Below are 12,981 nucleotides of genomic sequence, written 5' to 3' on the forward strand. Positions count from 1 at the left end.
GGATTTAAAATGGAAAAGTATATTTTATCTCTTGATCAAGGGACGACAAGCACAAGAGCGATTATCTTCAACAAAGACGGGGAAATCGTGCATGTTGCGCAAAAAGAATTCACTCAGTATTTCCCAAACCCGGGCTGGGTTGAGCACAATGCAAATGAAATCTGGGGCTCGGTTCTGGCGGTGATCGCGTCGGCTCTTTCCGAATCAGGAATTGAAGCAGGACAAATAGCGGGAATCGGTATCACGAACCAGAGGGAAACGACAGTCGTCTGGGATAAGCATACCGGCAAGCCGGTTTACAATGCGATTGTCTGGCAGTCGCGGCAAACGGCGGATATATGCCATGAATTAAAAGCTAAAGGCTATGAAAAGACGGTCAGAGAAAAAACAGGACTCTTAATCGATCCTTACTTTTCAGGAACAAAAGTAAAGTGGATTTTGGACAATGTCGAGGGGGCGAGGGAAAAAGCCAAAAACGGCGACCTCCTCTTCGGAACGATCGACACATGGCTGATCTGGAAAATGTCTGGCGGAAAAGCCCATGTGACGGATTATTCCAACGCTTCAAGAACATTGATGTTCAACATTTATGACTTGAAGTGGGATGAGGAGCTGCTCGACATTCTCGACGTTCCGAAATCCATGCTTCCGGAAGTCAAGCCATCTTCTCACGTGTACGCTGAAACGGTCGACTACCATTTCTTCGGACAGAGTATTCCGATTGCCGGAGCGGCCGGCGACCAGCAGGCGGCATTGTTCGGCCAAGCCTGCTTTGAAGAAGGAATGGTTAAAAACACGTATGGCACAGGCTGCTTCATGCTGATGAACACCGGGGAAAAAGCGATTAAATCAGAGCACGGCCTGTTGACGACGATCGCTTGGGGAATTGACGGAAAGGTCGAGTATGCTCTGGAAGGAAGCGTGTTTGTCGCCGGTTCGGCCATCCAGTGGCTGCGCGATGGGCTGAGAATGTTTAAAGATGCGAAGGAAAGTGAAAATTACGCTGTGAGGGTGGAATCCGCAGATGGTGTCTATGTGGTTCCAGCATTTGTCGGCTTAGGTACGCCATATTGGGACAGCGATGTCCGCGGCGCGGTATTCGGCCTGACCCGCGGAACGTCGAAAGAGCATTTTATCAGAGCAACGCTTGAGTCGCTTGCATATCAAACGAAAGATGTGCTTGATGCGATGACAGAGGATTCCGGAATTGAAGTGAAAACGCTGCGTGTGGACGGCGGAGCCGTGAAGAACAACTTCTTGATGTCGTTTCAGGGGGATCTTCTCGATGTTCCGGTTGAACGTCCGGAAATCAATGAAACGACCGCGCTTGGTTCAGCCTATTTAGCAGGCCTTGCAGTCGGCTTCTGGAACGACCGTTCAGAAATCAAAGACCAATGGCATCTGGATAAACGCTTTGAGCCGAAAATGGATGAAAAAGAACGCGAGAGCCTATACAGCGGATGGAAAAAGGCCGTTCAAGCAGCTATGGCTTTTAAATAATCAATCATTATGCTACAATGAACTTAAGTTAATAGAAACGGTTGGAGAAGAGGAGAGACCACAGGCACCAAAGCACAATATTTGCTTTGGATGTTTGTGGTCTCTTTTTCTGTTATTTGCCGTGACAACAAGGGAGGACTTTTATAATGGAATCATTATTTTCAAGCCGCAAACGCGACGATATTCTGCAGGCTATGACAAAACAGACGTATGATGTGTTTATTATCGGAGGGGGAATCACGGGAGCCGGAACGGCCTTGGATGCCGCTTCACGGGGGATGAAAACAGCTCTTTGCGAAATGCAGGACTTTGCCGCAGGGACATCAAGCCGTTCAACGAAGCTCGTCCATGGAGGGCTCCGCTATTTAAAGCAGTTTGAAGTCAAAATGGTCGCCGAAGTCGGCAAAGAGCGGGCGATTGTTTATGAAAACGGACCGCATGTGACAACACCCGAATGGATGCTTCTGCCGATGCATAAAGGAGGCACATTTGGCAAGTTCTCGACATCGATCGGCCTCAGGGTGTATGACTTTTTGGCGGGCGTCAAAAAATCCGAGCGGAGAAGCATGCTGAACGCGAACGAAACGCTCGACAAAGAGCCGCTTGTGAAAAAGGACGGCCTGAAAGGCGGCGGCTATTATGTCGAATACCGCACAGATGACGCCAGACTGACAATGGAAGTATTAAAAGAAGCGGTCAATTTTGGAGCCGATGCCGTAAACTATGCGAAAGTAAGCGAATTTCTCTATGAGAACGGCAAGGTCAGAGGCGTGGTCATTGAAGATGTCCTGACAAAGAAAACGTACCGCGTCTATGCGAAAAAAGTCGTCAATGCGACAGGCCCTTGGGTCGACCGCCTGAGAGAAAAAGACCGTTCAAAAGAAGGCAAACACCTTCAGCATACAAAGGGTGTACACCTTGTCTTCGACCAATCGGTATTCCCATTAAAACAAGCGGTTTATTTCGACACACCCGACGGCCGCATGGTCTTTGCCATACCGAGGGACGGCAAGGCATATGTCGGAACAACCGATACCGTCTACACCAAAGATCTTGAACATCCCCGAATGACGACTGAAGACAGGGATTATGTCATCAACGCGATCAATTATATGTTCCCTAGTCTAGGCATCAAAGCCGATGATGTGGAATCCAGCTGGGCCGGGCTCAGACCGCTGATTCATGAAGAAGGAAAAGATCCGTCCGAGATTTCCCGAAAAGACGAAATCTGGACATCGGACTCCGGTTTGATCACGATTGCCGGGGGAAAACTGACCGGCTACAGAAAAATGGCTGAACATATCGTCGATCTTGTCAGAATGCGCTTAAAAGAGGAAGGAGACAAAGACTTCGGACCTTGCAAAACGAAAACGATGCCGATTTCAGGCGGCCACATCGGCGGTTCCAAAAACCTGCAGGCTTTTATCGAGAAAAAAGCCGCCGAAGGCGCTGCAGCAGGTTTGACAGAACAAACAGCCGCTCAGCTTGCTGCAAGATACGGATCAAATACAGACCGCCTGTTTGAACGGGTGAAAACGCTCAAAGAAGAAGCAGCTAAACGACGTATTCCGGTTCACGTGCTGGCGGAGATGGACTACGCCATCGATGAAGAAATGGCCGCTTCACTAGCAGACTTCTTTGTCCGCAGAACGGGTGCATTATTCTTTGACATTGATTGGGTCCGCACTTATAAAGAGGGACTTACGGAGTATATGAGTGATAAGCTGAACTGGGACGCTGAAACAAAGGCCGAACAGGTCAAAACATTGGAACAGCTTCTCCATGACGCCGTTGTCCCGCTTGCAAGCAAATAAGCGAATTGATTCTAAAGACCTGTGTCGATTTTGCTCATAATAGAGTCTATATGACTAAAATGGAGCTGCCCCCGCAAAGGGCAGCCTCATTTTTTGAGATGAGCCGTCTAACTTTGGACAAAGCAGGCGTTTATCCGATAATATAAAAAGAAAAGCCGCGATTACATAAGCGAAACAATGGAGGTCTGTCATGAGCTGGAGAAAAAGCTATGAACGCTGGAAGAACACGGATAACCTGGATCCTGAATTAAAATCTTTGCTTCTTGCAGCAGAAGGAAATGAAAAAGAACTGGAGGATTGCTTTTATAAAAAGCTTGAATTCGGAACGGCAGGTATGCGCGGAGAAATCGGACCAGGTCCAAACCGGATGAACGTCTATACGGTCCGCAAAGCATCGGCGGGGCTTGCTTCTTATATTGCCGCAAGCGGTGAAGAAGCCAAAAAGCGGGGCGTTGTCATCGCTTATGATTCCCGCCACAAGTCGCCTGAATTTGCGATGGAAGCGGCCAAAACACTTGGCGCAAACGGTGTGCAAACATACTTGTTTGACGAACTTCGCCCGACACCTGAGCTTTCATTTGCTGTAAGAGAACTGAACGCATACGCCGGAATCGTCATTACGGCAAGCCATAATCCGCCGGAATACAACGGCTACAAAGTATACGGCGATGACGGAGCACAGCTGACGCCAGAAGCTGCTGATAAGCTCATCGGCCATGTCAATGCGATAGAAAACGAACTGGAGATCACAGAAGGCGATCAGGATGCCTTAACAGAAAAAGGGCTGATTAACATCATCGGCGAAGATATTGATCAAGCATACCTTGAGAAGCTGACAACGATCTCCGTCAATCCGGATTTGTCCAAAGAAACAGATGTAAAGGTGATTTTCACACCGCTTCACGGCACGGCTAACAAATCTGTCAGACGGGGACTGAAAGCACTCGGCTATGAACAGGTAACCGTTGTCCCTGAACAGGAGCTTCCTGATCCCGATTTTTCAACCGTTTCTTCACCGAATCCTGAAGAACACGCCGCTTTTGAGTATGCGATCAAACTCGGAGAAGAAAAAGGAGCCGATATCCTGATCGGGACCGATCCCGATGCGGACCGCCTCGGCGTCGCCGTGAAAGATCACGACGGCCGCTACGTTGTATTGACGGGCAACCAGACAGGAGCGCTACTCCTTCATTACCTGCTTTCGCAAAAACAGGAAAAAGGAATCCTCCCGGAAAACGGAGTCGTTTTAAAAACGATTGTGACAAGTGAAATGGGGCGCGATATCGCCGCTTCATTCGGGCTCGATACAATCGATGTGCTGACAGGCTTTAAATTCATCGGCGAAAAAATTAAGCAGTACCATGTTTCAGGCGAATACACTTTCCAGTTCGGCTATGAAGAAAGCTACGGCTATTTAATCGGCGACTTTGCAAGGGATAAGGACGCCGTACAAGCTGCGCTCCTTGCCGTTGAAGTCTGCGCCTTCTACAAGAAGCAGGGAAAATCCCTGTACGACGGGCTGCAGGAGCTGTATAAAACATACGGTTATTACCGTGAAGGCTTGAAATCCCTTACCCTCAAAGGGAAAGAAGGAGCTGAACAGATCGCTGCCATTCTCAGCACTTTTAGAGAGCAGCCGCCACATGTAATCGCCGGAAAAGACGTGGTATCAGCCGAAGACTATCTCGCCGGCAAACGGACGCTTTTGAAGGAAAACAAGGAAGAAATGATCGACCTTCCAAAATCGAATGTGCTGAAATATTTCCTTGAAGACGGATCGTGGTTCTGCCTAAGGCCATCCGGCACGGAGCCGAAAGTGAAGTTTTATTTCGCGGTCAAAGGCGATACGGACGAAGACAGTGAAGCCCGTCTGAACACCTTATCAGATGAAGTGATGAAAAAAATAGACGAGATTGTAGAGGCAACCTCGAAATCGTAAGCCAAAAATCCGCCGGGCAGGCGGATTTTTTCGTTTGCATTGAAAAGTTCTCCTGATTGATGTAATGTATAATTTGCATTAAGTAATGTATATGTTGCATATAACGAGGGGGATCAAGCTGTCATGAAGTTCTTTAAATCAGGAGACGAATATGTTAACAAGAGCATGAACCAATTTTTCAGCGAAGCCGGTATGATGATCGCAGCCCTATTGTTTCTCGATTTTCTGATCAGAGGTTTAATTTTGCAGAGGCCATCATCCGAATATTTGGTCAGCGGGATCGCTTTTGCAGTATACGCGGGCTGGATCTTGCTCCGCTATCTTTTATCAGGCCTTGAGTATCCGGAGATTGCCAGCAAAACGGCTTACCGAAAAAAAAGAAAAGAAATGCTGGCCGTCAGCATTACTTCAGGTATCATTTTTTCTATTTTAACGCTTATTTTCACTGGCATTCCGGACGGCCCGGAGGAATGGCTGGACCTGATTGTCATGTTTGTGCTTTTTACCTTTCTCTACTTCATCACCAATTTTATTTCTTTACACAAATCTTTCAAAAAAAATCAAGATCTTTTGGATGATTAAATCGACATGGCGGGTGAGGAGATGGTTAACAGAGTGAAATTGGCCCGAATCGAAAAATCGTGGACTCAGGCGCAATTGGCCGAACGGGTTCATGTGACAAGGCAGACGATCGGGCTGATTGAAAAAAACAAATACAATCCGACATTGCAGCTTTGCATCGCCATTGCAAAAGCGCTGGACAAAACGTTGGACGAATTATTTTGGGATTGAAGCCGGACGATGAATTCTTCTTTTTGTTTGGCACAGGGGATTTGCGGAATACATAGCAAGTCCAGCCGATTTGGGAATATAAGAAAATCGACCATCACAACACCTCAAAGATGACACTTCGCGTCCTAAGCCAAAAGTCTTAGAACGATTCAGCACAAATGGTGAGCCATTTCAGAACCTATGGGGGAGCCGCTTTTTAAAAAACATTTGTATAATAAAATAAGCCGTCAGTTCGAACGAATTTAAAAGAAGGGCGGATGAAGCTGTTGGGAGAAAACACCCGGTTTGAAAAGTTAAAAACACTGAAAGAAATCGCGGAAACTTTAAATGAAGGGCACTATCTACAGGAAACCCTTGATGCCGTCTTAAAAAAGCTGCTTGATCTAACAGGACTCAGGACGGCATGGCTATTTTTAATTGATGAAAAAGGCGGGTTTGAGCTGGCAGCTTCCGCTTTTTTACCCGAGGCTCTGGCTTATGACAACAGTCGTTTACTGTGTGAAGGAGGATGCTACTGCATTCAGCAGTACAGGGATGAAAACATGGACAGGGCGACAAATATCATTCACTGTCAGCGCATTGAAGCGGCGATTAAAATGAAGAGGGGCGACCCGGAAGGCATTACACACCATGCAACAGTGCCCCTTAGAGACCAGAATAAACGCTTCGGTCTTTTGAATGTGGCCGCTCCCGGCAAGAGCCATTTTGATCGGGAAGAGCTGGCTCTTTTAGAGGCCGTCGCTCTCCAAATCGGCACAGCGATTAAGCGGATCAAGCTCGCCGAACATGAACGCAGGAATCTACTGTTGACCGAGCGGAACAGGCTCGCGCAAGATTTGCATGACTCCGTCAATCAAATGATTTTTTCTTTAAGCTTGACCGCCAAAGCCGCGGGCGAGCTGACAGATAACCCTGACGTCTGTGAAATGCTTGAGTTTATCCAGCATCTGTCACATGAAGCACTGCTTGAGATGAGGGCGTTGATTTGGCAGCTCAGGCCCCAGGGACTTGAGGAAGGACTGTCGGCGGCTGTTGAAAAGTATGCCGAAGTCCTCGGCCTTGATGTCAACATGACACAGAGCGGTGTGCTCCGCTTATCGCCGGAAGAGGAAGAGCTGTTTTGGCGCCTGAGCCAGGAAGCACTCAGCAACTGTAAAAAACATGCCGAAGCGAAACTCGTCCATGTAAACATCAGTGTGTCCCCGTCATCTGCCGTACTTGAAATTGAGGATGATGGTAAAGGATTTCTATACGATCCCGATTCAAATCTTCCAACGTTCGGCTTAAAAGGGATGAAAGAGCGGACGGAAAAAGCCGGCGGTCTCTTCCAGCTTGAAACGGACATCAACAAAGGGACGAAAATCCGGGTGTTACTGCCTTTAAGGGAGAAGGGGGAGGCAAAGTGGAGAAAATAAAAATCATCATTGCCGATGATCATCATATTGTCAGAAAAGGCCTGCTGTTTTTTTTCAAAACGCAAAGAGATCTCGAAGTCGCAGGGGAAGCATCGACTGGTGTGGAAGTGTTGGAAGCGTTGAAGCGGCACGCGGCCGACATCGTCCTGATGGATCTATCGATGCCCGAAATGGACGGAATTGAAGCGACAAAACAGATCAAAAAAGCCCATCCTCGAGTAAAAGTGATCGTCTTGACAAGCTATGCCGATGAAGCGCATGTGATTCCGGCGATCCAGGCCGGCGCTGAAGCCTATCAGCTCAAAGATGCCGAGCCGGATGAGCTTGTCGAAACGATCAGGGCTGTGCACGAAGGCAGGCATACGCTTGACCCGAAGATTATGTCCCACATCTTTCACCATATGTCACAGGCTCATGAGAAAGAAAGAATCCACCAATTGACAAATAGAGAAAAAGATGTTTTATTTGAAATTGCTCAAGGCAAAAGCAATAAGGAAATTGCAGCTTCATTATTTATCAGTGAAAAAACGGTCAAAACCCACGTATCCAATCTGCTGTCAAAGCTTGAACTGTCAGATCGGACACAGGCTGCATTGTTTGCCGTGAAACATGATATATATCCAAATACCAGGAGATGATCAAATGAAAATCACCGTTATCAGCGGAACCGCAAGAAAAAAAGGAAGAACGAGGATCGCCGCATCATATATCGCCAACACATACCACACCGACCTGATCGATTTAAGCGAATTCATTCTGCCGGTTTTTAACGGAGAGGAAGAACAGTTTGCCTTGGAAAATGTGCAAAACCTGAAAAAAGCCGTAAAAGAAGCGGATGCTGTCGTGTTATTATCCCCGGAATATCACAGCGGTATGAGCGGCGCTTTAAAAAATGCGCTCGACTTTTTAAGCAATGAGCAGTTTGCCGGAAAACCGGTGGCATTGTTTGCATGTGCCGGCGGCGGAAAAGGCGGGATGAACGCTCTGACCAACATGCGCATCGTAGCTCGCGGCCTGTATGCGAATGTGATCACAAAGCAGCTGATACTCGACCCGATCCATATTGATGAGGCAAACAGTACGGTCGCAGAAGAAGCGCAAGTGAGCATCAAACATGTGATGGAAGAACTTCTGTTGTTTGCCAAATTTCAAAAAGCCTGACGCTTGATAAAGCGCCAGGCTTTTTTTATGTGAAGACAAGCACGCCGTTTTCGTTTTCATGCCCGGTAAATGAAGCATGATCAATATATTGAAGCAGGTCATAAAGCCTTTTTTCGACTATGGTGTCGTCCCTTTCAAAATTATAGGCGTGCAAGAAATGTTCAATTCGTTTGGATAGCAAATCATCCTCGGTGCGCACCATTAAGATGAGCAGGTTATCCCATTGAGATCGGTGCGTGTAATACAAAGCTTTATCATAATCGGCATAGTTCACTTCGCGATTCTCCCTTCTTTCTTAAGGAGTCTTGATTATTTTATGTGACGGAGGCATTTTTTCTTCGGGCAAAACTTGGTCTCCCTGACGTGCAGAGCCTAGAAATATGAGGATGGTATAAGGAAAACGAAAAATTTTGCATGTCAGCCGTTTTTCTGGTCATGATAATCATATGTACAATGCAAACGGAGCGATCCAACAATGAAGAAATTCGCGGTCTTTTTCAGTGTGCTCGTGCTTTTCACATTCATGGAGAACCATATATCAGGGCTTGAACACGATTCGGCTGACAGGTGGGAAAGAATCGCCTGGAGCGCGCTTGAGGAAAAATACAAGGGCGCCAAATTAGAGGATTATGAATATGTAGGGCGGACCGAGGTCAATGATGAACAGGCAAAAGATGTATTCAGGGTGACCGTCATTCAGGAAGGCAAAGCCTTTTCAGCGCATGCGGAAGTCTATTTTCATCCGGTGACAAATGCGATTATCAGCGTACAGATATTTCCCCTGTAAAAAAAACGAAGGAGACGATTCCTTCGTTAACTCAACAATTTACGTATGTGGTCCTGATTAAAGATGATGTCCTGAAGAGTATATTGATCAAGCACTTCCAAATATGCGGAAAGCGCTTTGTTTAATACATGTTTTAACCCGCATGTAGGGGAAAGAATGCAGTTGTTTTTTTCTTTATTAAAGCATTCCACAAGATCAAAATCATCTTCAGTTTTTCGGATGACTTCACCGATATTAATCTGTTCAGGCGCTTTTCCGAGACGGATTCCGCCATTGCGGCCCCGAATCGTTTCCACGTAGCCAAGCTTGCCAAGCTCGTAAATCACCTTCATGAGGTGGTTTTTTGAAATGGAGTAGGTGTCGGCGATGTCCTTTATATTGACAAGCTCGTTTGAGTTTTTGGATGCTAGAAAAATCAGAACTCTTAATGAGTAGTCCGTATAATTTGTTAATTTCATCGCATTACCCTCAATCAAACAAGTTTACATTATCTTATCACATTTGCCTCCGCTTATGAGGGTGAAGCGGAAATTGTTACAAAAATATAAAACATTCGTTCATAATATTGCTTTAATGAACCGAAAGGACTACGATAAAGATGTAGATAAAATACATCTTTAACCTAAGAAATACTTTAAAAAAGACCGTTTTGCGCCTTTAAAGATGTATTTTAAATATATCTTTAAAGAAACTGGAGAGGAGCAAACAGTATGCTATCTGAAAAAACAATGCAAATCGTGAAATCGACTGCCCCTGTTTTAAAGGAAAAAGGAACGGAGATTACATCTTGTTTTTACAAAAGAATGTTCAACGCACATCCTGAGCTGAAGAACATTTTTAACATGTCACGTCAGCAGACCGGCGGCCAGCCTAAAGCGCTGGCTTACACGGTTTTGCAGGCGGCGGAGAATATCGACCGCCTCGAAGCGCTCCTGCCGGTTGTCAAACAGATCGGACATAAGCATAAAAGTCTGGATGTGAAGCCTGAGCACTATCCGATCGTCGGCCAGCACCTGTTGGAAGCGATTGAAATCGTGCTCGGCGACGCTGCGACAGAGGAGATTCTTCAGGCATGGGCAGAGGCGTATGAAGAGATCGCCCGCGTGTTTATTGAAATCGAAAAGCAAATGTATGATGAAGACAAAAAACTTCCTGAAAGCTGGGAAGGCTTTAAACCGTTTGTCGTCTTAGATAAGCGGCAGGAATCTGAGACGATCACTTCCTTTTATTTAAAACCGGCTGACGGAACAGACCTGCCGCCTTTCAGCCCGGGCCAATACGTGTCTGTGCGGATTAAAATTCCGGGAGAGGCATACTTTTTAACAAGACAGTACAGCTTGTCAGACGTCTGGAATAAGGATTACTACCGGATTTCAGTCAAATTGGAAGCCGAAGAAGGCAAGCCGAAAGGAAGGGTATCAAGCTACCTGCATGAACAGATGGAGATTGGCGGCAGCTTGGAAGTGAGCGTCCCGGCGGGAGACTTCACACTGTCCGGACAGACGGATAAGCCGGTTTACTTTATCAGCGCCGGATCCGGCATCACTCCGGTGATGAGCATGGCGAAAACACTGGCCGCAAAAGCTGACCGGAACATCACGTTCGTACATGCAGCCAAGTCCCAAGAACAGCATGCATTTAAAGAAGAAACTGAAAAACTAATCAGCGTGAATCCGGAAAACCGCCTGCTGTTTGTTTACAGCCGCGCTGTTGAAACATCCGGCGAACATGTCATCAAAGGCCGGATGGATGAGGAGCTTTTGAGAACGATCGTGCATGATAAAGACGGTGAATTTTATGTGTGCGGACCGCTTTCCTTCATGAAAAACGTCATCGATGGATTGCGGAATCTCGGTGTTCCCATGGAAAACATCCGTTATGAAAGCTTTGCATCTTCTCTCGAGATGGAGATTGCGAATTAAACAAAAGGCAGCTGTCAAATTGGCAGCTGCCTTAAAACATATTTCGCGTATTTCATCTTTTCGCAAACCGGCTCATACAATAAGATAAGTCCAACCGGGGGGGATTTGAGTATTGAGCGTACGGGAGCAAAAAGAACTGGAGCGGGCGATTGAGGAAATTACGGAAATCGCGAAAGGATTCGGCCTTGATTTTTACCCGATGAGATATGAAATATGTCCGGCTGAGATTATTTATACATTCGGCGCATACGGGATGCCGACAAGATACAGCCATTGGAGCTTCGGCAAGCAGTTTCATAAAATGAAGCTGCACTACGATTTTGGTCTGAGCAAGATATACGAGCTTGTCATCAACTCAGATCCTTGCTATGCGTTTTTGCTTGACAGCAATTCATTGATCCAGAACAAACTGATTGTCGCGCATGTCTTGGCACACTGCGACTTCTTTAAAAACAACTGCCGCTTTCAAAATACAAAACGCGATATGGTCGAAAGCATGGCGGCGACGGCGGAGCGGATTAAGCATTATGAGACGATCCATGGTTCAAAGGAAGTGGAAGCGTTTCTTGATGCGGTATTGGCGATTGAAGAACACATTGATCCTTCGTTGGTCAGGCCAAAGCTATCCTGGAGCATCGATGATGAGGAGGAGGAAGCGGAAACGCCGGCAAGTCCTTATGATGATCTATGGGAGCTGGATCGGAAGGAGCCGAAACAGAAGAAGAAAAAAGCGAAGAAAAAGTTTCCGCCCAAATCGGAAAAGGACATCCTGCTTTTTATAGAAGAGCACTCCAGAGAACTGGAACATTGGCAGCGGGATATCCTCACAATGATGAGAGAGGAAATGCTGTACTTCTGGCCGCAGCTTGAAACCAAGATCATGAATGAAGGGTGGGCATCCTATTGGCATCAGCGGATCATCCGCGAGCTGGATCTGACCTCAAGTGAAGCGATCGAATTTGCCAAGCTGAATGCGGGTGTCGTCCAGCCATCTAAAACCGGCATCAATCCTTATTATCTCGGTTTGAAAATTTTTGAAGACATCGAAGAACGCTACAACAACCCGACCGAAGACATGAAGAAAATGGGGGTTGATCCAAACTCCGGAAAAGAGAAAATCTTTGAAGTGAGGGAAATCGAATCAGACATTTCCTTTATCCGCAACTACTTGACAAAGGATCTTGTGATGAGAGAAGACCTCTATCTGTTTCAAAAGCAGGGAAGGGATTATAAAATTGTTGACAAGGAATGGGAAGCCGTTCGCGATCAGCTTGTCAGCATGAGGGTAAACGGAGGCTTTCCATACCTGACCGTCGAGGACGGAGATTATTTAAAAAATAACGAACTCTATATCAAACATTGGTATGAAGGAATTGAACTCGATTTAAAGTATCTTGAAAAAGTGCTGCCCTACCTCCATCAGCTGTGGGGAAGAAGCGTGCATGTCGAAACCGTGCTTGAGGATAAACCCGTCATGTTTTCATATGACGGAAAGGCTGTTCATCGCAGATATTTGTAGCCTGAAAAAGAGGGGATTCCCCTCTTTTTTTGCTGCACCGCCAATAACCGCTAAATCGCTCTTGAAAAGGGCCGACCGCTGCACCGGTGTGTCCGGTTTGTATTCAAACGGTTGTCTAAAGGATTGATCCGC

The 12,981-nt window shown here is 46.5% G+C and carries 13 protein-coding genes; 11 read left to right on the forward strand and 2 right to left on the reverse strand.

Annotated features, from left to right (window positions below; all coding sequences use genetic code 11):
• The first annotated feature begins 9 nt into the window (after positions 1 to 9).
• The 8 genes from glpK (at position 10) to P3X63_RS05290 (ending at position 8,621) form a co-directional block, all read left to right on the forward strand.
• A complete protein-coding gene (glpK, locus tag P3X63_RS05255) occupies positions 10 to 1,500 on the forward strand; it encodes a glycerol kinase GlpK (protein WP_026586186.1) in 1,491 nt (496 codons plus the stop codon).
• 143 nt (positions 1,501 to 1,643) lie between these two features.
• Positions 1,644 to 3,314 (forward strand): glycerol-3-phosphate dehydrogenase, encoded by a 1,671-nt coding sequence (glpD, locus tag P3X63_RS05260; protein ID WP_277692890.1) that lies wholly within the window; start codon positions 1,644 to 1,646, stop codon positions 3,312 to 3,314.
• A 190-nt stretch (positions 3,315 to 3,504) separates the two neighbouring features.
• The gene (locus P3X63_RS05265) at positions 3,505 to 5,253 is read left to right on the forward strand and encodes a phospho-sugar mutase (RefSeq protein WP_026586188.1); all 1,749 of its coding nucleotides are present in this window, start codon (positions 3,505 to 3,507) and stop codon (positions 5,251 to 5,253) included.
• Between the two features lie 123 nt (positions 5,254 to 5,376).
• Positions 5,377 to 5,835 (forward strand): DUF6773 family protein, encoded by a 459-nt coding sequence (locus tag P3X63_RS05270; protein ID WP_026586189.1) that lies wholly within the window; start codon positions 5,377 to 5,379, stop codon positions 5,833 to 5,835.
• A 21-nt stretch (positions 5,836 to 5,856) separates the two neighbouring features.
• On the forward strand, positions 5,857 to 6,045 hold the full coding sequence (locus tag P3X63_RS05275) for a helix-turn-helix transcriptional regulator (protein ID WP_026586190.1): 189 nt from the start codon (positions 5,857 to 5,859) through the stop codon (positions 6,043 to 6,045).
• Between the two features lie 266 nt (positions 6,046 to 6,311).
• Positions 6,312 to 7,460, forward strand: a complete 1,149-nt coding sequence (locus tag P3X63_RS05280) for a GAF domain-containing sensor histidine kinase (RefSeq protein WP_026586191.1) — start codon at positions 6,312 to 6,314, stop codon at positions 7,458 to 7,460.
• A complete protein-coding gene (locus P3X63_RS05285) occupies positions 7,457 to 8,098 on the forward strand; it encodes a response regulator (protein ID WP_026586192.1) in 642 nt (213 codons plus the stop codon). The genes P3X63_RS05280 and P3X63_RS05285 overlap by 4 nt, the downstream gene beginning before the upstream one ends.
• Positions 8,099 to 8,102: 4 nt before the next feature.
• The gene (locus P3X63_RS05290; RefSeq protein WP_026586193.1) at positions 8,103 to 8,621 is read left to right on the forward strand and encodes an NADPH-dependent FMN reductase; all 519 of its coding nucleotides are present in this window, start codon (positions 8,103 to 8,105) and stop codon (positions 8,619 to 8,621) included.
• A gap of 25 nt (positions 8,622 to 8,646) precedes the next feature.
• Here the strand turns inward: P3X63_RS05290 and P3X63_RS05295 are convergent, their stop codons facing one another.
• Entirely contained in the window at positions 8,647 to 8,895 is a 249-nt protein-coding gene (locus P3X63_RS05295; RefSeq protein WP_026586194.1) for a YhdB family protein, read from the reverse strand.
• A 249-nt stretch (positions 8,896 to 9,144) separates the two neighbouring features.
• Here P3X63_RS05295 and P3X63_RS05300 point away from each other — a divergent pair, with 249 nt between their 5' ends.
• A complete protein-coding gene (locus P3X63_RS05300; RefSeq protein ID WP_372709768.1) occupies positions 9,145 to 9,408 on the forward strand; it encodes a DUF3889 domain-containing protein in 264 nt (87 codons plus the stop codon).
• A 26-nt stretch (positions 9,409 to 9,434) separates the two neighbouring features.
• Here P3X63_RS05300 and nsrR read toward each other — a convergent pair whose 3' ends face one another.
• The gene (gene nsrR, locus P3X63_RS05305; RefSeq protein WP_026586196.1) at positions 9,435 to 9,866 is read right to left on the reverse strand and encodes a nitric oxide-sensing transcriptional repressor NsrR; all 432 of its coding nucleotides are present in this window, start codon (positions 9,864 to 9,866) and stop codon (positions 9,435 to 9,437) included.
• A gap of 252 nt (positions 9,867 to 10,118) precedes the next feature.
• Between nsrR and hmpA the strand changes: the two genes are divergently transcribed.
• Both hmpA and P3X63_RS05315 read left to right on the forward strand, forming a co-directional pair.
• Positions 10,119 to 11,330, forward strand: a complete 1,212-nt coding sequence (gene hmpA / locus P3X63_RS05310) for an NO-inducible flavohemoprotein (protein WP_277692557.1) — start codon at positions 10,119 to 10,121, stop codon at positions 11,328 to 11,330.
• A 112-nt stretch (positions 11,331 to 11,442) separates the two neighbouring features.
• Entirely contained in the window at positions 11,443 to 12,849 is a 1,407-nt protein-coding gene (locus P3X63_RS05315; RefSeq protein ID WP_277692558.1) for a SpoVR family protein, read from the forward strand.
• Positions 12,850 to 12,981 lie beyond the last annotated feature (132 nt).

This window comes from Bacillus sp. HSf4, assembly GCF_029537375.1.
Taxonomy (GTDB): domain Bacteria; phylum Bacillota; class Bacilli; order Bacillales; family Bacillaceae; genus Bacillus; species Bacillus sonorensis_A.

What these genes read in the sequence shown, in the direction of transcription:
- P3X63_RS05265 (WP_026586188.1), top strand. Translation starts at nt 3,505, where the DNA reads ATGAGCTGGAGAAAAAGCTATGAACGCTGGAAGAACACGGATAACCTG.
- glpK (WP_026586186.1), top strand. Translation starts at nt 10, where the DNA reads ATGGAAAAGTATATTTTATCTCTTGATCAAGGGACGACAAGCACAAGA.
- P3X63_RS05290 (WP_026586193.1), top strand. Translation starts at nt 8,103, where the DNA reads ATGAAAATCACCGTTATCAGCGGAACCGCAAGAAAAAAAGGAAGAACG.
- hmpA (WP_277692557.1), top strand. Translation starts at nt 10,119, where the DNA reads ATGCTATCTGAAAAAACAATGCAAATCGTGAAATCGACTGCCCCTGTT.
- P3X63_RS05300 (WP_372709768.1), top strand. Translation starts at nt 9,145, where the DNA reads ATGGAGAACCATATATCAGGGCTTGAACACGATTCGGCTGACAGGTGG.
- P3X63_RS05275 (WP_026586190.1), top strand. Translation starts at nt 5,857, where the DNA reads ATGGTTAACAGAGTGAAATTGGCCCGAATCGAAAAATCGTGGACTCAG.
- P3X63_RS05270 (WP_026586189.1), top strand. Translation starts at nt 5,377, where the DNA reads ATGAAGTTCTTTAAATCAGGAGACGAATATGTTAACAAGAGCATGAAC.
- nsrR (WP_026586196.1), bottom strand. Translation starts at nt 9,866, where the DNA reads ATGAAATTAACAAATTATACGGACTACTCATTAAGAGTTCTGATTTTT.